Genomic DNA, 21,161 nt, shown 5'->3' with positions numbered 1-21,161 from the left:
CGATCTGGTGGTTGTTAGTGGGAATGTGGTTCGCCTCGTCCAGCCAGGCACAGTTGCCCGCGCTGGCTTTTCTATCCGCGCCACAGCTACAGATGACGCGCGATGCATTGCAGGAGAAGCGCGCCGCGCCGCAAACGGAACAAGCCTGGCAACAACTCAAGCGTGCGGCAGACCATGCGCTGCATCAGCCCAATCTTAGCGTAACGCAAAAGGGCATAATACCGCCAAGCGGATCGCGTCATGACTATCTTAGCCTCAGTGCATACTGGTGGCCTGATCCAGAAAAATCCTCAGGACTGCCGTGGGTGCGCCGCGATGGCGAGGTCAATCCAGCCAGTAAAAATGATCAAAGCGATGGCGTGCGCTTGGCACATTTTACCGCCGATCTGCAAACCCTCGCGCTGGCATGGTATTTCTCCGGTGATAAACGCTATGCGGAAAAAGCGCAGTCCATGGCGCGAACCTGGTTTATCGATCCTGCTACGCGTATGAATCCTAACCTTAATTACGCTCAGGGCGTGCCCGGTAAAGCGCAGGGGCGGCATACTGGTGTGCTGGATGGGCGCTATTTCGCGACGCGGGTGGTGGATGCATTGCTGCTGCTACAAAGCTCGTCCGGCTGGAGTCAGCAGGATCAATCGGCTCTTCATCTCTGGTTTAGCGACTATCTTCATTGGTTGCAGCACAGCAAACTGGCGCAAGGAGAGCGGGATGCCCCTAATAATCATGGAAGCTGGTATGTGGCTCAGGTTGCCGGAATAGCCTGGTATTTGCAGCAGCCAGAGGTGATTAAACAGATGGCTTCGCTGGCACGGCAAAAGATTGATGGGCAGATTCGTGCAGATGGCACTCAGCCGATGGAGTTGGCGCGCACGCGCTCTTTCCATTACAGCTATTTCAACTTGCAGGCGTTAACCAGCATGGCGCAACTGATGCAGCGCAGTGATGCAGGCGATCTCTGGCATTATCATCAGCAGGGCGGCTCGCTGCTGGATGCGCTGGATTATATGGCACCCTACAGCGATGCGCGGACCCCATGGCCGTGGAAAAATCGTGAAAGGATGAGCCTAAGGCTGATTCCATTGCTATCGCTGGCGGATAACAGCTTGCGCAGTGACCGCTATCGCCGCTGGATCGAGAGTGCGGATTGGACGAACCCTGCTATGCAAGGCACATCTGCGATGCGGGGGGCCATCATTCAGGCGCGACGTGATACCTGGCTGCTATCACTTCCGTCTCATTAAGCCGTCGCGGGGCGCGTGCTATTCAGCATCAATCCTGCGGAAGCTTGGTGGGCGGCATCGGCGTCTCCCATCATGATGGCTTCGTAGATTTTGCGGTGTTCGTCGAGGTAAATCTCATGTGCGCTGGTCGGCCAGGTAAAGAAACACCGAAAGATGGTCGCCAATAAGTTGCCGAAGGGAATGAAGAAGCAGTTATCTGTGGAGTGGAAAATAACGCGATGAAAGGCGCTATCCGCTTCCAGCCAACGGGCCAGATCAAAAGGTTGGGTGGCACAAATCGCGCTCATTTCCCGAAACAAACGTGAAAGCTCATTACGCTGTTCTGCGCTGGCATGAAGCGCTGCCAACCGGGTAGCCTGAGGCTCAATAGTCTGACGAAACGCCAGAAACTGCTGATACAGCCCATCAGTGGATTCAATGCCCTCCATCCATTCCAGCAGTTGCACATCCAGTAAATTCCAGTGAGAGCGCTCGCGTACGCGCGTACCGAGTTTGGGGCGCGATTCCAGTAACCCCTTGGAAGAGAGCAGTTTAAGGGCTTCACGCAGTGCCGCACGGCTCACGCCAAATCGACCACAAAGTTCGACTTCACTGGGCAGAACATCACCCACTTCTAACCTGCCAGATAAGATCTTGCGCGCAAGGTCACTGGCGATATGGATGTCTAGGCCTCGTTGGCCTGAGGTAATGGCAGCAAATTGCATGGCTTTGTCGTACCTGGAGTCAGACATGAGCCAATAGTAGCCAGGGGAACGTTATTCAGAAAGGCAGGAAGGTACAGAAAAGACTGAATTTATCGCATAAAAAAGGCCAGCATCAGCTGGCCCTGCGGTCTCACGCGAGGAAATTAACGACCGTTGCGGGTCAGTTGATCCAGATCGGATTCGATTTCTGCGATTTTGTTGGATACCACGTTTTCCAGATGACGCAGATCGGCCAGGATTTTGCGTTTCAGATCCACTTCAACCTGGTCGCGCTGGCAAATCTGGTCCAGTTCATCGATCACGTAACGCAGATTCGGGCTGATCTCCTGAACTTCTTTATAACCCTGGCTGGTGTGATCGGCTACCACGGTTTTGCGCTGACGAGGGTATTTGAATTTCACGCTTTTCGCGAAGAATTCACCTTTGTCTTTGCGGAAGTAGATTTTCAGGATGTCGTTGCTGGCTTCCTGACGCAGGCTGTAACGGTCGATGTCATCAGGGTTGCTGATACCTAAGCTTTTCAGGTTGTCGTACATAGCGTTTATATTCCATCTAAGAGTGGGTGAGCGCGCAGGACTATCATCATCATTCGGGGTGCGGCAGAAATGCAGCAACCGGAACGCTTACGGCATACTTAATCAACTGTAGACACAAAAACCGGGATGAACAGTGCGCGACCGGAGTTAACTGGCGCGGATTATGAACTGTTTGAAAAATAAACGCACCTGTTAATTCGCGGCGCGAAACAGGTAATTGTCATCTGAGTGTAAAGAAAAAATTACGGGCCCGAATACGGACCCGTTGGCAGGAATATGGGGCGAGATGAATGCTTAGTCGATAGTGCGCAGCAGTTCGTTGATACCGGTTTTCGCCAGGGTTTTGGCGTCCACTTTCTTCACGATGACGGCGCAGTACAGGCTGTAGCTACCATCTTTTGACGGCAGGTTGCCTGAAACCACAACAGAACCTGCTGGTACGCGGCCATAATGCACTTCGCCGGTTTCACGATCGTAGATTTTGGTGCTCTGACCAATGTACACGCCCATTGAGATCACTGAACCTTCTTCAACAATCACGCCTTCAACGATTTCAGAACGTGCGCCGATGAAGCAGTTATCTTCAATAATGGTTGGGTTGGCCTGCAGCGGCTCCAGTACACCGCCGATGCCCACGCCGCCAGACAGGTGTACGTTTTTACCGATCTGCGCACAAGAACCTACGGTAGCCCAGGTATCAACCATGGTGCCTTCATCAACATAAGCGCCGATGTTGACGTAAGAAGGCATCAGTACGGTGTTACGCGCGATGAAGGCGCCCTGGCGGACGGCTGCGGGTGGCACCACACGGAAACCGGCGTTTTTGAAACGTGCTTCATCCCAGTTAGCGAACTTCATCGGAACTTTGTCGTAGAAACGGGTTTCTGCGCCATCGATAACCTGGTTGTCATTGATGCGGAACGACAGCAGCACAGCTTTCTTCAGCCACTGATGCGTTACCCACTCTCCGTTGATCTTTTCAGAAACGCGCAGTTCGCCACTGTCCAGCAGGCCGATAACCTGTTCAATGGCTTCACGCGTTGCGCTGTCTACGCTGGCTGGTGTGATGTCGGCGCGGCGTTCAAAGGCAGATTCGATAACGCTCTGTAACTGTTGCATATCTTTTTTCCTGATTCTGTCAAAGCGGAATGCACGCTAAATAGCGTACATAGTAAAATTACCTGGCAAGCATCCTTCATGGTGCAGGAAGGCGGCGACGCAGCGAGAGCCTGGGAGCATACATCAGTATGTGACTAGGCCGAGCGACAAATCTGCCTGGAGCAGATTTGAACGTCGCTTGCGACGGCCCCTTCGGGGCGAGGCCCATGGAAGGGCCGAGTAATAAAGCCAACGCACCTGCAACGTGAAGGATGGAAGCCAGGTCACAGTTTATCGTTTGGATTAAGGGCTTCTGTCAACCTCTGTTGCAACACATTGCGCATTTCGCCATCAAGTGCGCGCCGTTCATTGTTAGCAAGGATGAAAAGATCTTCTACCCGCTCGCCAATTGTACTGATGCGCGCGCCATGGAGTGACACGCCAAGATCGGCAAAGACTTCTCCTACCCGAGCCAGCAAGCCAGGCTGATCAAGCGCGACCAGTTCCAGATAACTGCGCCGGTCGGTATGGGTCGGCAGGAAATTGACTTCCGTATCCACGCTAAAGTGCTTGAGACGTGCCGACTGACGACGCGTACGTGGTGGCACCCATTCAGTTTGTGTAATGGCTTGTTCCAGCGCCTGCATGATCATCGGATGGCGATCGGCTGCCAGCGGACTGCCATCCGGCTCCAGCACAATAAAGGTATCCATGGCCATACCATCGCGGCTGGTGAAGATTTGCGCATCATGGACACTCAAATTACGACGGTCCAGTTCGCCTGCCACAGCGGCAAACAGATAGGGGCGATCGGGACTCCAGATGAAGATCTCGGTGCCACCTCGGGTTGCTTGTGGGCTCACCAGCACCATCGGTTTGGTGAGGTCATGATGAATCAGATGGCGCGCATGCCACGCCAGCTGATTGGGGGTATGACGCAAGAAGTAGTCTGCCCGGCAGCGGCTCCAGATATGATGCAAACGCTCTTCATTGAGGTTCTCCATCCGCAGTAACGCCAGCGCCTGCAAACGATGATGGCGCACGCGTTCGCGCAAGTCAGGGCTATTTTCCATACCGCGACGCAGCTGTTTTTCAGTGGCGAAGAAGAGTTCGCGCAGCAAACTTTGCTTCCAGCTATTCCACAGGCTTTCGTTGGTCGCGCAGATATCCGCCACCGTCAGGCACACCAGATAACGCAGGCGGTTTTCGTTCTGCATCACCTCAGCAAATTGCTGAATCACCGTCGGGTCCTGAATATCTCGGCGTTGGGCGGTGACTGACATCAGCAGGTGATGGCGTACCAGCCAGGCCACCAGTTGCGTTTCACGCGAATTCAAACCGTGCAACTCGGCAAAATCAAGCGCATCTTGCGCACCCAAAATGGAGTGATCTCCACCGCGCCCTTTCGCAATATCGTGCAGTAATGCCGCCATCAGTAACAATTCTGGCTGAGGCAGGCGCGGCCACACTTCCACGCAAAGTGGGTGCATCGGACGCGTGGCCTCGTTGGCAAAACTCTCCAGTTTTTGCAGTACGCGGATGGTGTGTTCATCCACGGTATAGGCATGGAACAGATCAAACTGCATCTGACCGACAATATTGCCCCACAGTGGCGTGTAAGCCCAAAGCACACTGTGGCGATGCATCGGCACCAGGGCACGTTTCACCGCACCAGGATGGCGCAGAATGGCCATAAAGGTCTCACGTGCTTCGGCAATCTGGCACAGCGGCTGCTTCAAATGGCGTCGAGCGTAACGCAACTGGCGCAAGGTGGTGGAGTAAATACCTTTGATGTTTTCATTGCGCACCATCACGTAGAACATACGCAATATTGCCTGCGGTTCACGTTCAAACAGAGTGGCATCACGCAAATCAATAAGATTACCGCGCAGTTGGAAGTCATCATCAATGCTGCGTGGTTTTTCCGTTGTGGAGAGCGCCAGAATCGCTTCATCAAACAGCTGCAATAGCATCTGATTAAGTTCGCCGATGCGACGTGTCACGCGATAGAAATCCTTCATCATCCGCTCTACCGGCTCATTGCCTTCGCCAAGGTAGTTGAGTCGCTGCGCCACGGTAAGTTGACGATCAAATAGCAGGCGGTTGTCGTATCGCGTTAGCGTTAAGTGAAGTGCGAAGCGAATTCGCCAGAGGAATTCCTGACATTCATTGATTTCGTTGCGTTCGGCTTCAGTAATAAAGCCAAACCCCACCATCTCATCCATGGTGGTGGCACCAAAGTGTCGTCTTGCGACCCACTGCAAGGTGTGAATGTCGCGCAGGCCGCCGGGGCTGCTTTTGATATCGGGTTCGAGATTGTAACTGGTACCGTGGTAACGCTGATGACGCTCTTGCTGCTCTTCAATTTTAGCGGCAAAGAAGCGCGCTGAAGGCCAGAAACCATCGCTAAAAATGTTCTTTTGCAGTTCAAGGAACAGCGCCACATCGCCGGTCAGCATGCGCGATTCAATCAGGTTGGTGGCAACGGTAAGATCCGATAAGCCCTCAAGTAAACACTCCTCCAACGTGCGAACGCTGTGGCCGACTTCGAGTTTTAAATCCCACATCAGCGTTAGCAATTCGCTGGTCCGTTGGGCGGTGGCGTCATCTAAGGGCTGGCGGCTCAGAATTAAGACATCAATGTCTGAAAGCGGGTGAAGTTCGCCACGCCCGTATCCGCCCACGGCAACCAGCGCGATCTCTTTGACTTTATCGAAGCCATAGAAACGCCATAACCGACGTAACAGGCGGTCGATAAACAGGGTTCTGGCATCAATGAGCGATTCAACGTCGGTTCCCGCATCAAAGGCGATGCCAAGATGCTGCTGGAATTGCTCAAGGTAAAGTTTCAGCTTGTCACGCGTTAGGGCTTCATCGGGCCAGCTGGCGGGGGAATCGGTCAGGCCTTTGTGTACTGCTTCGGTCACGCTACCACTCATCAACATGCCTCATCTGCGCCATAAAAAAGGCCGGCTATTAGCCGGCCTGGTACTGTTTAGAGAGCGTTACGCGTTGTTTTCGAGCACCGCAGGAATGGTGTCATCTTCACGTAGCGTCAGAATCTCACAGCCGTTTTCTGTCACCACAATAGTATGCTCATACTGCGCGGACAAGCTGCGATCTTTAGTTTTCACCGTCCAGCCATCCTTCATGGTGCGGATGCGGTAATCGCCCGCGTTTACCATCGGCTCAACGGTAAAGGTCATGCCCGCTTGCAGCACAACACCGCCGTCATCGGCGTCGTAGTGCAGCACCTGTGGCTCCTCATGGAAGCCTTTGCCGATGCCGTGTCCACAATATTCACGTACCACCGAGAAATCCTGCGCTTCAACATATTGCTGGATTGCACGGCCCAGTTCACGCAGGCGGATACCCGGTTTGACCAGACGTAACGCGATATACAGGCTCTCTTGCGTCACTCGGCACAGACGTTCGCCTTGAATGGTTGGCTTGCCAACAATAAACATTTTCGAGGTATCGCCGTGATACTCGTCTTTAATCACGGTGACATCGACGTTGACCACATCGCCATCTTTCAGAGCACGGTCATCGCTTGGAATACCGTGACAGACCACTTCGTTCACCGAAATGCAGACCGATTTCGGGAAGCCGTGGTAGCCAAGACAGGCGGAGACCGCCTGTTGCTTTTGCGTAATATGCTCGTGGCAGATGCGGTCAAGTTCACCTGTCGTGACGCCAGGCACCACGTGTGGGGCGATCATTTCCAGCACTTCAGCAGCCAGACGGCCCGCTACGCGCATTTTTTCGATTTCTTCAGGGGTTTTAATTGAAATGGCCATTAAATAATCCGCAATCGCCGACATTTTCGACAATAATGAGTTCTGTGGCTGTCATGTTAGCAGCCAGCAATTAGGCTGCCAAATCGGGATTGTCCCGCGCTTCTGACGCTAACAACTATTGGCGTATTCCTGCGCATTATGGTATAAAGCGCGCCGACGATTCTCTGTCACCTTCGTGGCTGGCAGGAAACGCATAAAACTCACTTTGTGTACTAAAACACACATGTATCGACACATACGCCGGGGTGCCTTGAAAGAGGTCGGTTGTATGGGATACATGGAGGCCCAACCCCAATCATACTTTAGAGGTAATCATGGCAACTGTTTCAATGCGCGACATGCTCAAGGCTGGTGTTCACTTTGGTCACCAGACCCGTTACTGGAACCCGAAAATGAAGCCATTCATCTTCGGCGCTCGTAACAAGGTTCACATCATCAACCTCGAGCAGACTGTACCAATGTTCAACGACGCTCTGGCTGAGTTGAAAAAAATCTCTTCACGCAAAGGCAAAATCCTTTTCGTGGGTACTAAGCGCGCTGCTGCCGAATCCATCAAAGAGTCAGCTCTGAGCTGCGACCAGTTCTTCGTTAACCACCGCTGGTTGGGTGGTATGCTGACTAACTGGAAAACTGTTCGCCAGTCAATCAAACGTCTGAAAGATCTGGAAACTCAGTCTCAGGACGGTACTTTCGACAAACTGACCAAGAAAGAAGCACTGATGCGTGCTCGTGAACTGGCCAAGCTGGAAAACAGCCTGGGCGGTATCAAAGATATGGGCGGTCTGCCGGATGCACTGTTCGTTATTGACGCTGATCACGAACACATCGCAATCAAAGAAGCAAACAACCTGGGTATCCCAGTATTTGCTGTTGTTGATACCAACTCTGATCCAGATGGTGTTGATTTCGTTATCCCAGGTAACGACGATGCGATCCGTGCTGTAAGCCTGTACCTGACTGCCGTTGCGACCACCGTGCGCGAAGGCCGTTCACAGGACCTGGCTGAGCAGGCTGAAGAAGCTGCTGAAGCTTAATAAGGTTCGCTCTTTCTAAGAGCCCTTAGACATCAGATGTTATCTGTTAAGGGGGCCGCACAGGCCCCTTTTATTTATCTAAGTTTGTCACGCTTCCTTCAGGCGAGCGGGGCAGAGTAAATTTTCCGCAACAAGTTTCTGACAGTGTGAATGCACACAGAGACGAATCGAGGATTCTGGAATGGCTGAAATTACCGCTGCATTGGTAAAAGAACTGCGTGAGCGTACTGGCGCAGGCATGATGGATTGCAAAAAAGCACTGACCGAAGCGAACGGCGACATCGAGCTGGCGATCGAGAACATGCGTAAATCTGGCGCGATCAAAGCGGCTAAGAAAGCAGGCAACGTTGCTGCTGACGGCGTGATCAAAACCAAAATCGCTGACGGTTTCGCAGTGATTCTGGAAGTGAACTGCCAGACCGACTTCGTTGCTAAAGATGCTGGTTTCCAGGCTTTCGCTGACAAAGTGCTGGATGCAGCCACTGCAGGTAAAGTGACTGATGTTGAAGCTCTGAAAGCGCAGTTCGAAGAAGAACGCGTAGCGCTGGTTGCTAAAATCGGTGAGAACATCAACATCCGTCGTGTTGCTATCCTGGAAGGTGCTCAGCTGAACAGCTACCAGCACGGCGCACGTATCGGCGTTCTGGTTTCAACCACCGGTGCTGATGAAGAGCTGAGCAAGCAAGTTGCTATGCACGTTGCTGCAAGCAAGCCAGAATTCGTTAAGCCAGAAGACGTGTCTGCTGACGTGGTAGAGAAAGAGTACCAGGTACAGCTGGATATCGCCATGCAGTCTGGCAAGCCAAAAGAAATCGCAGAGAAAATGGTTGAAGGCCGCATGAAGAAATTCACCGGCGAAGTTTCTCTGACCGGTCAGGCTTTCGTTATCGATCCAAGCAAAACTGTTGGCCAAGCTCTGAAAGAGAAAAACGCTGACGTTATCAACTTCATCCGCTTCGAAGTGGGTGAAGGCATTGAGAAAGTTGAAGCTGACTTCGCAGCAGAAGTTGCTGCAATGTCCAAACAGTCTTAATGTTCCGAAAGAACCGCCGGAAGGCGGTTCTTTTTTGTCTGCGTTTTGCGTGGACCACTTTTCAGTCTCATCCCAATAGCTTTTTTCGTTCGCTAAGCGGATGATCGATCAGATTTAACTTCTCATTCATCATATCTTCCAGGAAGAATTGACCATGGCGACCAACGCAAAACCTGTATATCAACGTATCCTGCTAAAACTGAGTGGCGAAGCCCTGCAAGGCGCCGAAGGTTTTGGTATTGACGCGAGCGTGCTTGACCGTATGGCGCAAGAGGTGAAAGAGCTGGTTGAGCTGGGCATCCAGGTGGGTGTGGTTATTGGTGGCGGTAACCTGTTCCGTGGCGCAGGCCTGGCACAGGCAGGTATGAACCGTGTGGTCGGTGACCATATGGGTATGCTGGCTACTGTGATGAACGGACTGGCGATGCGTGATGCTTTGCACCGTGCGTATGTCAACGCGCGTCTGATGTCTGCCATTCCGTTGAATGGCGTATGTGATAACTACAGCTGGGCAGAAGCGATTAGCTTGCTGCGTAATAACCGTGTGGTCATCTTCGCCGCGGGTACGGGCAATCCGTTCTTTACGACCGATTCAGCCGCCTGCTTGCGCGGTATCGAAATCGAAGCCGATGTGGTGCTGAAAGCCACCAAAGTAGACGGCGTCTACTCGGATGACCCGGTGAAAAACCCGGATGCCACGCTGTATGAACAACTGACTTACGGCGAAGTGCTGGATAAAGAGTTGAAAGTGATGGATTTGGCCGCCTTTACACTGGCGCGCGACCATCAGCTGCCAATTCGTGTCTTCAATATGAACAAACCTGGCGCGCTGCGTCGCGTGGTGATGGGCGAAAAAGAAGGCACCCTGATTACGCATTAATACCCGACGCAAGATAAAATAAGGTATATTCTGTTGGCGCGATGCAGTGGCATCGCGCAGCTTTCAGGATGATCGATGTTTATCGATACCATTTTCGGCCATCCGAAAATGGCCAGGTCAAACCGAATCCAAGGGTTTCAACGTGATTAACGACATTAAAAAAGATGCTGACACGCGCATGGAAAAATGTGTGGAAGCGTTCAAAAACCAAATCAGCAAAGTGCGCACCGGTCGTGCTTCGCCTTCACTGCTCGACGGCATTATGGTGCCTTACTACGGTACACCTACGCCACTGCGCCAACTGGCTAGCGTCACGGTAGAAGATTCTCGTACGCTGAAAATCAACGTGTTTGACCGCTCACTTAGCCCAGCCGTTGAAAAAGCCATTATGGCGTCGGATCTGGGTTTGAACCCAAGCTCAGCAGGCACCGATATTCGTGTGCCACTGCCAGCGCTGACGGAAGAGCGTCGTAAAGATCTGATCAAGGTCGTGCGTGGCGAAGCGGAGCAGGGGCGTGTTTCTGTCCGTAACGTACGCCGCGATGCTAATGATAAAGTCAAAGCGCTGCTGAAAGACAAAGAGATCAGCGAAGACGATGAGCGTCGTTCGCAAGATGAGATCCAGAAAATGACCGATGTCTACATCAAAAACCTTGATGCAGCATTGGCCGAAAAAGAAAAGGAACTGATGGATTTCTAATTCCGTCAGATTTACCTATACCCTAAATAATTTAAGGTGCAGGCACGCTGCAAGGGAATGAATCCTCTGGCGCTTACTCCGGTAAGTGACTGGGGTGAATGAGCTTACCCAACGCACCTGTAACTTAAAGTATGACGGGTATAAAACGCCGTTCAGAGACGTTGTACGACTCTGGCGGCGTTTTACATTGTGCCTGGCGCTGTTGCAGGTACGAACCATGACGTCACAGGGATAGCATCATGAAGCGATTAACTCTGTTGGGTTCCACCGGCTCGATCGGCACCAGTACACTGGCGGTCGTTGCGGCTAACCCAGAACTGTATCAAGTCACCGCACTGGTTGCTGGCCAGAACGTGGCGTTGATGGCCGAACAGTGCCAGCAATTTAACCCACGCTATGCCGCGATGTCGGATGACGTTTCCGCACAAGCACTGCGTGAGCGACTGAGAGCACTGAATCTTCAAACAGAAGTGCTCTCCGGCGTTCAGGCGGCCTGCGAGCTCGCGGCACTGGACGAGGTAGACCAGGTAATGGCGGCGATTGTTGGCGCCTCTGGTTTACAACCTACGCTCGCTGCCATTCGTGCCGGTAAAACCGTGCTGCTGGCCAATAAAGAATCGCTTGTCACGTGCGGCCGCCTGTTTATGGAGGCGGTGCGCCATCATCAGGCACAGCTCTTGCCCGTAGACAGTGAGCACAACGCCATTTTTCAGAGTTTACCCGCTTCCATACAGCATCAGTTGGGGTACGCTGATTTGCGGGGAAATGGCATTGAGTCCATTCTCCTTACGGGATCGGGTGGCCCTTTTCGTGACACACCATTAGCTGAGTTAGCGACCATGTCGCCCGACCAGGCGTGTGCGCATCCGAACTGGTCAATGGGGCGTAAAATCTCTGTTGATTCGGCCACCATGATGAATAAAGGTCTTGAATACATTGAAGCTCGCTGGCTGTTTAATGCCACTGACGCACAAATGGAAGTCATTCTGCATCCGCAGTCGGTGATTCACTCCATGGTGCGTTACTGCGATGGCAGTGTGTTGGCGCAGTTGGGATCGCCCGATATGCGAACCCCTATTGCACACAGCATGGCATGGCCAGCACGTATTTCGGCCGGTGTAACGCCACTTGATTTCACAAGGATGAAGTCATTGACGTTTGCTGAGCCGGACTATGAGCGCTATCCCTGCCTTAAGCTGGCGATTGATGCGTGCTCAACAGGGCAGGCGGCCACCACCACGCTGAATGCGGCGAATGAAGTGGCCGTTGCGGCATTTCTGCAGCATCAGATTCGTTTTACCGATATTGCCGCCATCAATAGCGAAGTCTTGGGGTCCTTGGTGTGTCAGGAGCCGGGCAGTATTGATGAGGTGATGGAGATCGATCGGTTAGCGCGAATCTGTGCCACAGAATTGTTACCTCGCTTTCGTTTAGCAGGTTGATACTTACCGCTATTTGTTCGCCTAGGGTGAAAATGGTATAGTCGCTCGCTCGCGTTTAACGGCCCGGCATTGTTTCAATGCCATCCGGCAGAATGGCTGGAGTTTGCCGCAGGCGCAATGTATTCAGAAACCACAGCATTTCTGATGAAAGGAATTATTACGCGTTATGTCGTCCAACAATCACAACACAATCGATGACGAGTCGTACTGCACGCCACGTCACGTGGCCATCATTATGGATGGTAATGGTCGCTGGGCAAAAAATCAGGGCAAACTGCGTATTTCAGGCCACAAAGCCGGGGTAAAATCAGTACGCCGGGCTGTCAGCTTTGCGGTTACCCATAAGCTGGAAGCGCTCACGCTTTATGCGTTCAGCAGTGAGAACTGGAGCCGACCAGCACAGGAAGTGACAGCATTAATGGAATTGTTTGTTTGGGCGCTCGACAGCGAAGTCAAAAGCCTGCACAAGCACAACGTGCGTCTGCGTGTCATTGGTGATATTAGTCGTTTTAATAACCGTATCCAGGAACGCATTCGCCGCGCCGAGGAACTGACTCAGCAAAATAATGGACTGACCCTCAACATTGCTGCCAACTATGGCGGCCGTTGGGATATTATCCAAGGTGCCAGAAAACTGGCTGAACAGGTTCAGGAAGGTTTATTACGTCCTGACCAGATAACCGAAGAAAGCTTGGCTCCGTATCTGTGTATGCACGAGCTGGCGCCGGTGGATTTAGTGATAAGGACCGGGGGAGAGCATCGGATTAGCAACTTCCTGCTGTGGCAGATTGCCTATGCTGAGTTTTGGTTTACCGATGTTCTTTGGCCTGATTTTGATGAACACGTTTTTGAAGGTGCACTGAATGCATTCTCTTCTCGGGAGCGTCGCTATGGCGGTGCTGCACCAGGTGGCGCCTGAGCAATCTGGGGGTAACCTTTGCTGAAGTCTCGTCTGATTACCGCGTTTATATTAATTCCGCTGGTAATCGCTGCACTGTTTTGGTTACCGCTGTCCGGTTTTGCGATTACAACGATCATCATCTGTATGCTGGCCGCCTGGGAATGGGGGCAGCTTGCAGGTATGGCTTCGCGTCAGCAGCGTATCTGGCTGGCGGTGCTTTGCGGCCTGATATTGGCGGTGATGCTGTTTACCCTGCAACCCTATCAACGTAATCTGCATCAGTTCCAAATGGAAAGCTCACTTTGGGCTTCATTGGGCTGGTGGATCGTCGCACTGTTTCTTGTGCTCTTTTATCCCGCATCTGCTGCGTTGTGGCGCCATTCACGTCCACTTCGTCTGGTATTCGGCCTGCTTACGGTCATCCCGTTCTTTTGGGGCATGATGGCATTGCGTCAATACCATTACGACACCGATCACTTTGCCGGTGCCTGGTGGTTGTTGTTCGTGATGTTCATTGTCTGGGGAGCCGATTCCGGCGCGTACATGTTTGGCCGTTTGTTCGGCAAACACAAACTGGCACCGAAAGTTTCTCCGGGTAAAACCTGGGAAGGTTTCTTCGGCGGTCTACTCTCCTCTGCGGTTATTGCCTGGCTGTTTGCGATGTTAGCACCACTGACGGTATCGCCTGGCACGCTGGTAATTTGTGCGGTGATTGCTACCCTGGCCTCTGTATTGGGCGATCTGACCGAAAGTATGTTCAAACGCGAAGCGGGCATCAAAGACAGCGGTAACTTGATTCCGGGACACGGTGGTATCCTCGATCGTATCGATAGCCTGACGGCTGCGGTGCCGGTGTTTGCCTGCCTGCTGCTGCTGGTGTTCCGCACTCTCTGAGGATTAGCGACAATGTTGAGCATACTCTGGAGTTTTGTCGCCTTTATCGTGGCACTCGGTATATTAATCACCGTGCACGAATTCGGCCATTTTTGGGTTGCCCGCCGCTGTGGCGTGAAGGTCGAACGTTTCTCAATTGGCTTTGGTAAAGCGCTGTGGCGGCGCAGCGATCGCCAAGGTACCGAATACGTTATCGCCCTGATTCCGCTGGGCGGCTATGTCAAAATGCTCGATGAGCGCGTTGAGAGCGTGCCTGCTGAACTCCGCCATCAAGCCTTCAATAATAAAACCGTGCTGCAACGCGCTTCCATCATCGCCGCCGGCCCTGTCGCTAATTTCATTTTCGCCGTATTTGCCTATTGGGTGGTGTTCATCCATGGTGTGCCGGGTGTTCGTCCGGTTGTTGGCGAAATTCTGAACGGTTCAGTCGCTGCAGAGGCGCAAATTACCTCCGGGATGGAACTAAAAGCGGTAGACGGTATCGAAACGCCTGATTGGGATGCTGTGCGCATGGCACTGATCGGTAAAATTGGCGACAGTAAAGCCACGCTTACCGTGTCGCAATTTGGCGAAGAAGCCACACAGCAAAAGCAGTTAGATTTGCGTGAATGGCAATTTGAGCCCGATAAACAGGACCCGGTAGTGGCGTTAGGGATTCGTCCCCGTGGGCCGCAGATTGAAACGACCCTGGCAGAAGTCCAGTCAAACTCACCGGCAAGTGCTGCCGGTTTGCAAGCTGGCGACAGGATCGTTAAAGTCGATGGTCAGCCATTAACACAATGGCAGGTTTTTGCGGCACAGGTCCGCGATAATCCGCGTAAAAACATGGCGCTGGATGTAGAGCGCAACGGCGAACCTGTGGCGTTGACGTTAACGCCGGAAGCGAAACCGGGTAATGAAGCGGAAGGCTTCGCGGGTGTGATTCCGCGTGTGATTCCGCTGCCTGATGAGTACAAAACGGTAAGGCAGTATGGACCCTTTGCCGCCATCGGCGAAGCCAGTGTCAAAACCTGGCAGCTGATGAAGTTAACGGTCTCAATGCTGGGCAAGTTGATAACCGGGGATGTGAAGCTGAATAACCTGAGCGGGCCAATTTCGATTGCGCAAGGTGCGGGGTTATCAGCGGAATACGGGGTGATTTACTATCTGATGTTCCTGGCGCTAATCAGCGTCAATTTAGGGATCATCAACCTGTTCCCTCTGCCGGTATTAGATGGTGGACATCTGCTCTTTCTGGCGATCGAAAAGATCAAAGGTGGACCGGTGTCCGAGCGAGTTCAGGACTTCAGTTATCGCATTGGCTCAATTTTGCTGGTGTTATTAATGGGGCTTGCACTTTTCAATGATTTCTCACGTCTGTAATAGCTGGAACGCAGACAGGCGCGGGATGTGTTAGGAAAACGCATAACAACGATGGCGATGAAAAAGTTGCTCATAGCGTCGCTGCTGTTCAGCAGCGCCACCGTTTACGGTGCAGACGATTTCGTAGTGAAGGACATTCATTTCGAAGGTCTACAGCGAGTCGCCGTCGGCGCGGCTCTGCTCAGCATGCCTGTACGTGTCGGTGATACCGTTTCTGATGATGACGTCAGAAACACCATTCGCTCACTGTTCGCCACCGGTAACTTTGAAGATGTCCAGGTTCTGCGCGACGGAAATACCCTGATTGTTCAGGTGAAAGAACGTCCGACTATTGCCAGCATCACTTTCTCCGGTAACAAAGCGGTGAAAGAAGAACAGCTGAAGCAGAACCTTGAAGCTTCCGGTGTACGTGTCGGCGAAGCGCTTGACCGTACCACGCTCTCCTCGATTGAGAAGGGCTTGGAAGATTTCTACTACAGCGTCGGTAAATACACCGCCAGCGTCAAAGCGATCGCGACGCCTCTGCCGCGTAACCGTGTGGATTTGAAATTCGTCTTCCAGGAAGGCGTTTCGGCTCAAATCCAACAGATCAACATCGTCGGTAACAAAGCCTTTAGCTCAGACGAATTGATCTCGCGCTTCTCACTGCGTGATGAAGTGCCATGGTGGAACGTCGTGGGCGACCGTAAATACCAGAAACAGAAACTGGCCGGGGATCTTGAAACCCTGCGCAGCTTCTATCTGGATCGCGGTTATGCGCGCTTTAACATCGATTCCACTCAAGTGAGCCTGACGCCCGATAAAAAAGGGATCTACATCACCGTGAACATCACTGAGGGCGATCAGTACAAGATTGCTGGCGTGATTGTGAACGGCAGCATGGCGGGCCACTCTGCGGAAATCGAAAAGATGACGCGTATTCCATCGGGTGAGCTGTATAACGGCACCAAAGTCACCCAGATGGAAGATGACATCAAAAAACTGCTGGGTCGTTATGGCTATGCCTATCCGCGAGTTGTGACACAGCCGGAAATTAACGACGCAGACAAAACCGTTAAACTGCATATCAATGTGGATGCCGGTAACCGTTATTACGTGCGTAAAGTGCGCTTCGAAGGTAACGATACCTCTAAAGATGCCGTACTGCGTCGTGAGATGCGTCAGATGGAAGGTGCCTGGTTAGGCAGCGACCTGGTTGACCAGGGTAAAGAGCGTCTGAACCGTACCGGTTACTTTGAAACGGTCGATGTAGACACCCAGCGTGTGCCAGGTTCTCCGGACCAGGTTGACGTGGTCTACAAAGTTAAAGAGCGTAACACCGGTACCTTCAACTTTGGTGTCGGTTACGGTACTGAAAGTGGCGTGAGCTTCCAGGTCGGCGTGACCCAGGAAAACTGGCTCGGTACCGGTAATACCGTTGGCATCAGCGGAACCAAAAACGATTATCAGACCTATGCTGAATTCTCACTGACCGATCCGTACTTCACGGTCGACGGTGTGAGCTTGGGTGGGCGCGTATTCTATAACGACTTTAAAGCTGATGATGCGGACCTGTCTGACTATACCAACAGAAGTTATGGTGTTGACGGTACGCTGGGCTTCCCAGTCAACGAAAATAACACCTTGCGTGTTGGTTTAGGTTACGTCCATAACGACCTGTCCAACATGCAGCCGCAGATTGCGATGTGGCGTTATCTTGACTCGGTTGGCCGCCATCAGGGGCTGAACGATGATGGTGATTTCTCTGCAGATGATTTCACCTTCAACTACGGTTGGACCTACAACACCTTGGACCGCGGTTTCTTCCCAACCAAGGGTAACCGTACCAACCTGAACGGCAAAGTGACCATTCCTGGTTCCGATAATGCCTTCTACAAAGCGACGCTGGATACGCAACAATACGTGCCGTTGAACCGTGATGGGACGTGGGTGGTGTTGGGTCGTGGCCGTGTAGGATATGGTGACGGGCTCGGTGGAAAAGAGATGCCGTTCTATGAGAACTTCTACGGCGGTGGTTCAAGCACGGTTCGCGGCTTCCAGTCCAATACCATTGGTCCAAAAGCGGCTTACCTGAACGATCACTCATCCACCTGTAATCTGACAGATACGAACGGTGTTTGTAAGTCAGATGATGCAGTCGGTGGTAATGCGATGGCGATTGCCAGCCTTGAGCTGATCACGCCAACGCCGTTCCTGAGCGAGAAATACGCTAACTCAGTCCGTACATCCGTGTTCATGGACGCGGGTACAGTCTGGGATACCAAATGGCAGAACACCGCAGAAACACGCGCGGCGGGCATTCCAGACTACAGCGACCCGAATAACATTCGTGTCTCTGCGGGTGTCGCCCTGCAATGGATGTCACCATTAGGTCCGCTGGTATTCTCATATGCTCAGCCGATGAAGAAAGTCGAGGGAGACAAGTCAGAGCAGTTCCAGTTTAACATTGGTAAAACCTGGTAAAGCTGTTCTGTACAAGGAAGTAACAATACCGTCTTGCACCCGTGTCGCGCTCAGGCGTGACACGCTGCAAACACACACGTTGAGGTAAGGAGTTTATAGTGAAAAAGTTGTTCTGTGCTGCTGCTCTGGGTGTTGCATTAGCTGCTTCTGCGGGTGCCCAAGCGGCCGATAAAATCGCTGTCGTGAACCTGAGCCAGGTTTTCCAGCAGTCTCCGCAGCGTGCCGCTGTTGCTAAACAGCTTGAGGGCGAGTTCTCAGGCCGTGCTTCTGACCTCCAGGCGCAGCAGCAGAAAATCCAGGGCGAAATCCAGGATCTGCAGCGCAATGCGTCAACCATGAAAGCCAGCGACCGCACTAAGAAAGAGAAGCAGATTGCTTCTGAGCGTGCTGCTTTTGAACAGAAAGCGCAGGCTTTCGACAAAGACAACCAGTCTCGTCAGATGCAGGAACGTAACAAGCTGCTGGCTAAAATCCAGACCGCTGTTCAGTCTGTAGCGAAGAGCGAAGGTTACGATCTGGTGCTGGATTCTCAGGCCGTGTTGTACTCTTCTGCTGATGCGAAAGACATCACTGCTGACGTTGTTAAACAGGTTAAATAATCGATGTCATCAATTCGACTGGCTGATTTAGCCCAGCAGTTGGATGCAGAATTGCACGGAGATGGCGATATCGTCATCTCCGGCATTGCTTCTATGCAATCCGCCACCACTGGTCAAATCACTTTTCTTGCAAACAGCCGCTACCGCGAGCAGCTCGCTCTTATCCAGGCTTCAGCCGTGGTGCTGACGGAAGCGGATCTGGAGTGGTGTAAAACGGCCGCCCTGGTGGTGAAAAATCCTTACCTGACCTATGCCCGTATGGCACAACTGCTGGACACGACGCCTCAGCCCGCGCAAAATATCGCGCCCAGTGCGGTAATCGATCCAACAGCGTCACTGGGTAAGAATGTTTCGGTGGGTGCAAATGCGGTGATCGAGTCTGGCGTTGAGCTGGGTGACGACGTCGTGATTGGCGCAGGATGTTTTGTTGGTAAGCAGACGCGTATCGGTCGCGGCTCACGTTTGTGGGCTAACGTTACGATTTACCATGAGATCGAGATTGGTCAGGATTGTCTGATTCAGTCGGGTACCGTGATCGGTGCTGATGGTTTCGGGTATGCTAACGACCGTGGCAATTGGGTGAAAATCCCTCAGCTGGGAACCGTGGTGATTGGTGATCGCGTAGAAATTGGTGCTTGTACCACCATCGATCGCGGTGCACTGGATAACACTCTGATCGGCAATGGTGTTATCATAGACAACCAGTGTCAGATTGCGCACAACGTTGTGATTGGAGACAACACTGCCGTTGCGGGTGGTGTGATCATGGCGGGTAGTCTGAAGATTGGGCGTTATTGTATGATTGGCGGTGCCAGCGTCATTAACGGCCATATGGAAATCTGTGACAAAGTGACCGTAACCGGCATGGGTATGGTAATGCGCCCCATCACAGAGCCTGGGGTATACTCATCGGGTATCCCACTGCAACCCAACAAAACCTGGCGTAAAACGGCAGCCTTGGTGATGAATATCGATGAAATAAGCAAGCGCTTAAAAGCCATCGAACGTAAGGTCGGCAAAGACGACTAAACGCATCCCAGCGACCCGCTTTCATAAAAAAGCAGCGTACTTTCTGCCTCTTTCGGTCTGACCGGGCAAGGTAGAAGGTCTCTCAAGAAAGCGTTACGCCACCGAACTGATTTGCGGCCTGCGGAGGATCATTTTGATCTGTGCAGGCCGTGTTATTATTGCCATCAGATTTTTTAGGACAGGAAGAGTATTTTGACAACTGAAACGCATACTCTGAAAATCGAAGAGATTTTAGAACTGCTGCCGCACCGCTATCCTTTCTTGCTGGTTGACCGCGTGCTGGAATTTGAAGAGCATAAATATCTGCGTGCGGTGAAGAACGTTTCTGTTAATGAACCGTTTTTCCAGGGACACTTCCCTGGTAAGCCGATTTTCCCAGGCGTTCTGATTCTGGAAGCAATGGCGCAGGCAACCGGCATTCTGGCGTTTAAAAGCGTTGGAAAACTGGAACCCGGCGAACTCTATTACTTCGCCGGTATCGACGAAGCGCGCTTCAAGCGTCCGGTTGTGCCGGGCGATCAGATGATCATGGAAGTGACTTTTGAGAAAACTCGTCGTGGTCTGACGCGCTTTAAAGGCGTGGCAACGGTAGACGGCAAGATTGTCTGTGAAGCGACCATGATGTGTGCCCGTAGCCGGGAGGCATAATTAGTGATTGATTCAACCGCCAGTATTCATCCCAGTTCCGTTATTGAAGAGGGTGCCGTCATCGGCGCCAATGTTCACATCGGCCCGTTTTGCTTTATCGGTGCTAACGTGGAAATTGGTGAAGGCACGGTGCTTAAATCGCACGTGGTGGTGAATGGCCATACGCGTATCGGTAAAGACAATCAGATCTATCAGTTTGCTTCCATTGGTGAAGTAAACCAGGACCTGAAATATGCCGGTGAACCCACTCGTGTTGAAATTGGCGATCGCAACCGCATCCGCGAAAGCGTCACCATTCACCGTGGCACCACACAGGGTGGCAACGTCACCAAAGTTGGCAGCGATAACCTGCTGATGGTCAATGCGCACATTGCTCATGACTGTGTGATTGGCAACCGTTGCATCTTCGCCAACAACGCCACGCTGGGCGGCCATGTAACTGTTGATGATTTCGCGATCATCGGCGGCATGACGGCGGTACACCAGTGGTGCACCATTGGTGCACACGTGATGGTTGGCGGTTGTTCAGGCGTCGCGCAGGATGTGCCTCCCTACGTGATTGCGCAGGGTAACCACGCAACACCGTTCGGCATTAACATCGAAGGTCTTAAGCGCCGTGGCTTCAGCAAAGAAGCACTGCACGCGATTCGTAATGCGTACAAATTACTGTACCGCAGCGGCAGAACGCTGGATGAAGTGAAACCAGAGATTGAAGAGCTGGCGAAACAACATAGCGAAGTGCAGCCTTTCTATGACTTCTTTGCTCGTTCAACGCGTGGATTGATTCGTTAATC

General features: G+C 52.4%; 19 protein-coding genes. 14 read left to right on the top strand and 5 right to left on the bottom strand.

The genetic code is table 11. From position 1 onward, the window contains the following. Positions 1 to 23: 23 nt before the first annotated feature. Positions 24 to 1,244, top strand: coding sequence for an alginate lyase family protein (locus F3J38_RS12780; RefSeq protein ID WP_370661726.1), 1,221 nt, complete (start codon positions 24 to 26; stop codon positions 1,242 to 1,244). On the opposite strand, the gene F3J38_RS12775 is transcribed toward F3J38_RS12780, so the two are convergent. The 5 genes from F3J38_RS12775 to map all read right to left on the bottom strand — a co-directional run bounded on the left by F3J38_RS12775 (position 1,241) and on the right by map (position 7,382). After that, positions 1,241 to 1,975 carry a FadR/GntR family transcriptional regulator gene (locus F3J38_RS12775; protein WP_240155963.1) on the bottom strand — a complete coding sequence of 245 codons (735 nt, stop codon included), beginning with the start codon at positions 1,973 to 1,975 and terminating at the stop codon, positions 1,241 to 1,243. The genes F3J38_RS12780 and F3J38_RS12775 overlap by 4 nt on opposite strands. A 116-nt stretch (positions 1,976 to 2,091) precedes the next feature. After that, positions 2,092 to 2,484, bottom strand: a complete 393-nt coding sequence (locus tag F3J38_RS12770) for a DUF3461 family protein (RefSeq protein WP_167138939.1) — start codon at positions 2,482 to 2,484, stop codon at positions 2,092 to 2,094. 294 nt (positions 2,485 to 2,778) lie between these two features. Beyond that, positions 2,779 to 3,603 carry a 2,3,4,5-tetrahydropyridine-2,6-dicarboxylate N-succinyltransferase gene (gene dapD, locus F3J38_RS12765; protein ID WP_058972680.1) on the bottom strand — a complete coding sequence of 275 codons (825 nt, stop codon included), beginning with the start codon at positions 3,601 to 3,603 and terminating at the stop codon, positions 2,779 to 2,781. 263 nt (positions 3,604 to 3,866) lie between these two features. After that, on the bottom strand, positions 3,867 to 6,521 hold the full coding sequence (gene glnD, locus F3J38_RS12760) for a bifunctional uridylyltransferase/uridylyl-removing protein GlnD (protein WP_167138937.1): 2,655 nt from the start codon (positions 6,519 to 6,521) through the stop codon (positions 3,867 to 3,869). A 66-nt stretch (positions 6,522 to 6,587) separates the two neighbouring features. Further along, entirely contained in the window at positions 6,588 to 7,382 is a 795-nt protein-coding gene (map, locus tag F3J38_RS12755; protein ID WP_167138935.1) for a type I methionyl aminopeptidase, read from the bottom strand. Positions 7,383 to 7,696: 314 nt separating this feature from the next. Between map and rpsB the strand changes: the two genes are divergently transcribed. The 13 genes from rpsB (at position 7,697) to lpxA (ending at position 21,159) form a co-directional block, all read left to right on the top strand. Further along, positions 7,697 to 8,416, top strand: coding sequence for a 30S ribosomal protein S2 (rpsB, locus tag F3J38_RS12750; protein WP_084937358.1), 720 nt, complete (start codon positions 7,697 to 7,699; stop codon positions 8,414 to 8,416). A 181-nt stretch (positions 8,417 to 8,597) separates the two neighbouring features. Beyond that, entirely contained in the window at positions 8,598 to 9,449 is an 852-nt protein-coding gene (gene tsf / locus F3J38_RS12745) for a translation elongation factor Ts (RefSeq protein ID WP_167138933.1), read from the top strand. A gap of 154 nt (positions 9,450 to 9,603) precedes the next feature. Continuing rightward, complete coding sequence (gene pyrH / locus F3J38_RS12740) at positions 9,604 to 10,329, top strand: UMP kinase (RefSeq protein WP_034829488.1); 726 nt, start codon at positions 9,604 to 9,606, stop codon at positions 10,327 to 10,329. 142 nt (positions 10,330 to 10,471) lie between these two features. After that, positions 10,472 to 11,029: a ribosome recycling factor gene (gene frr / locus F3J38_RS12735; protein ID WP_167138931.1), complete on the top strand. Its 558-nt coding sequence runs from the start codon at positions 10,472 to 10,474 to the stop codon at positions 11,027 to 11,029. A 239-nt stretch (positions 11,030 to 11,268) separates the two neighbouring features. Further along, positions 11,269 to 12,471 carry a 1-deoxy-D-xylulose-5-phosphate reductoisomerase gene (ispC, locus tag F3J38_RS12730; RefSeq protein ID WP_205298248.1) on the top strand — a complete coding sequence of 401 codons (1,203 nt, stop codon included), beginning with the start codon at positions 11,269 to 11,271 and terminating at the stop codon, positions 12,469 to 12,471. Positions 12,472 to 12,637: 166 nt separating this feature from the next. Next, a complete protein-coding gene (gene ispU, locus F3J38_RS12725; protein WP_167138929.1) occupies positions 12,638 to 13,390 on the top strand; it encodes a (2E,6E)-farnesyl-diphosphate-specific ditrans,polycis-undecaprenyl-diphosphate synthase in 753 nt (250 codons plus the stop codon). A gap of 18 nt (positions 13,391 to 13,408) precedes the next feature. Beyond that, positions 13,409 to 14,266, top strand: coding sequence for a phosphatidate cytidylyltransferase (gene cdsA, locus F3J38_RS12720; protein ID WP_167138927.1), 858 nt, complete (start codon positions 13,409 to 13,411; stop codon positions 14,264 to 14,266). 12 nt (positions 14,267 to 14,278) lie between these two features. Further along, positions 14,279 to 15,628 carry a sigma E protease regulator RseP gene (gene rseP / locus F3J38_RS12715; protein ID WP_167138925.1) on the top strand — a complete coding sequence of 450 codons (1,350 nt, stop codon included), beginning with the start codon at positions 14,279 to 14,281 and terminating at the stop codon, positions 15,626 to 15,628. Between the two features lie 51 nt (positions 15,629 to 15,679). Further along, positions 15,680 to 18,091, top strand: a complete 2,412-nt coding sequence (gene bamA, locus F3J38_RS12710; RefSeq protein WP_167139895.1) for an outer membrane protein assembly factor BamA — start codon at positions 15,680 to 15,682, stop codon at positions 18,089 to 18,091. 98 nt (positions 18,092 to 18,189) lie between these two features. Then, on the top strand, positions 18,190 to 18,690 hold the full coding sequence (locus F3J38_RS12705; protein ID WP_039331207.1) for an OmpH family outer membrane protein: 501 nt from the start codon (positions 18,190 to 18,192) through the stop codon (positions 18,688 to 18,690). Between the two features lie 3 nt (positions 18,691 to 18,693). Then, on the top strand, positions 18,694 to 19,719 hold the full coding sequence (gene lpxD / locus F3J38_RS12700) for a UDP-3-O-(3-hydroxymyristoyl)glucosamine N-acyltransferase (RefSeq protein ID WP_167138923.1): 1,026 nt from the start codon (positions 18,694 to 18,696) through the stop codon (positions 19,717 to 19,719). A 192-nt stretch (positions 19,720 to 19,911) separates the two neighbouring features. Then, a complete protein-coding gene (gene fabZ, locus F3J38_RS12695) occupies positions 19,912 to 20,367 on the top strand; it encodes a 3-hydroxyacyl-ACP dehydratase FabZ (RefSeq protein WP_013507953.1) in 456 nt (151 codons plus the stop codon). 3 nt (positions 20,368 to 20,370) lie between these two features. Next, a complete protein-coding gene (gene lpxA, locus F3J38_RS12690) occupies positions 20,371 to 21,159 on the top strand; it encodes an acyl-ACP--UDP-N-acetylglucosamine O-acyltransferase (RefSeq protein WP_167138920.1) in 789 nt (262 codons plus the stop codon). The last annotated feature ends 2 nt before the right edge of the window (positions 21,160 to 21,161 follow it).

It is taken from the genome of Candidatus Pantoea formicae, assembly GCF_011752625.1.
GTDB lineage: Bacteria > Pseudomonadota > Gammaproteobacteria > Enterobacterales > Enterobacteriaceae > Pantoea > Pantoea formicae.
Note: the sequence above shows the minus strand (reverse complement) of the source record. Positions and strands in the feature narration are given on the sequence as shown.

Coding starts and splice junctions, on each gene's coding strand:
- F3J38_RS12780 (WP_370661726.1), top strand. CDS start 24: ATGTGGTTCGCCTCGTCCAGCCAGGCACAGTTGCCCGCGCTGGCTTTT.
- F3J38_RS12775 (WP_240155963.1), bottom strand. CDS start 1,975: ATGTCTGACTCCAGGTACGACAAAGCCATGCAATTTGCTGCCATTACC.
- F3J38_RS12770 (WP_167138939.1), bottom strand. CDS start 2,484: ATGTACGACAACCTGAAAAGCTTAGGTATCAGCAACCCTGATGACATC.
- dapD (WP_058972680.1), bottom strand. CDS start 3,603: ATGCAACAGTTACAGAGCGTTATCGAATCTGCCTTTGAACGCCGCGCC.
- glnD (WP_167138937.1), bottom strand. CDS start 6,521: ATGAGTGGTAGCGTGACCGAAGCAGTACACAAAGGCCTGACCGATTCC.
- map (WP_167138935.1), bottom strand. CDS start 7,382: ATGGCCATTTCAATTAAAACCCCTGAAGAAATCGAAAAAATGCGCGTA.
- rpsB (WP_084937358.1), top strand. CDS start 7,697: ATGGCAACTGTTTCAATGCGCGACATGCTCAAGGCTGGTGTTCACTTT.
- tsf (WP_167138933.1), top strand. CDS start 8,598: ATGGCTGAAATTACCGCTGCATTGGTAAAAGAACTGCGTGAGCGTACT.
- pyrH (WP_034829488.1), top strand. CDS start 9,604: ATGGCGACCAACGCAAAACCTGTATATCAACGTATCCTGCTAAAACTG.
- ispC (WP_205298248.1), top strand. CDS start 11,269: ATGAAGCGATTAACTCTGTTGGGTTCCACCGGCTCGATCGGCACCAGT.
- ispU (WP_167138929.1), top strand. CDS start 12,638: ATGTCGTCCAACAATCACAACACAATCGATGACGAGTCGTACTGCACG.
- rseP (WP_167138925.1), top strand. CDS start 14,279: ATGTTGAGCATACTCTGGAGTTTTGTCGCCTTTATCGTGGCACTCGGT.
- bamA (WP_167139895.1), top strand. CDS start 15,680: ATGGCGATGAAAAAGTTGCTCATAGCGTCGCTGCTGTTCAGCAGCGCC.
- lpxD (WP_167138923.1), top strand. CDS start 18,694: ATGTCATCAATTCGACTGGCTGATTTAGCCCAGCAGTTGGATGCAGAA.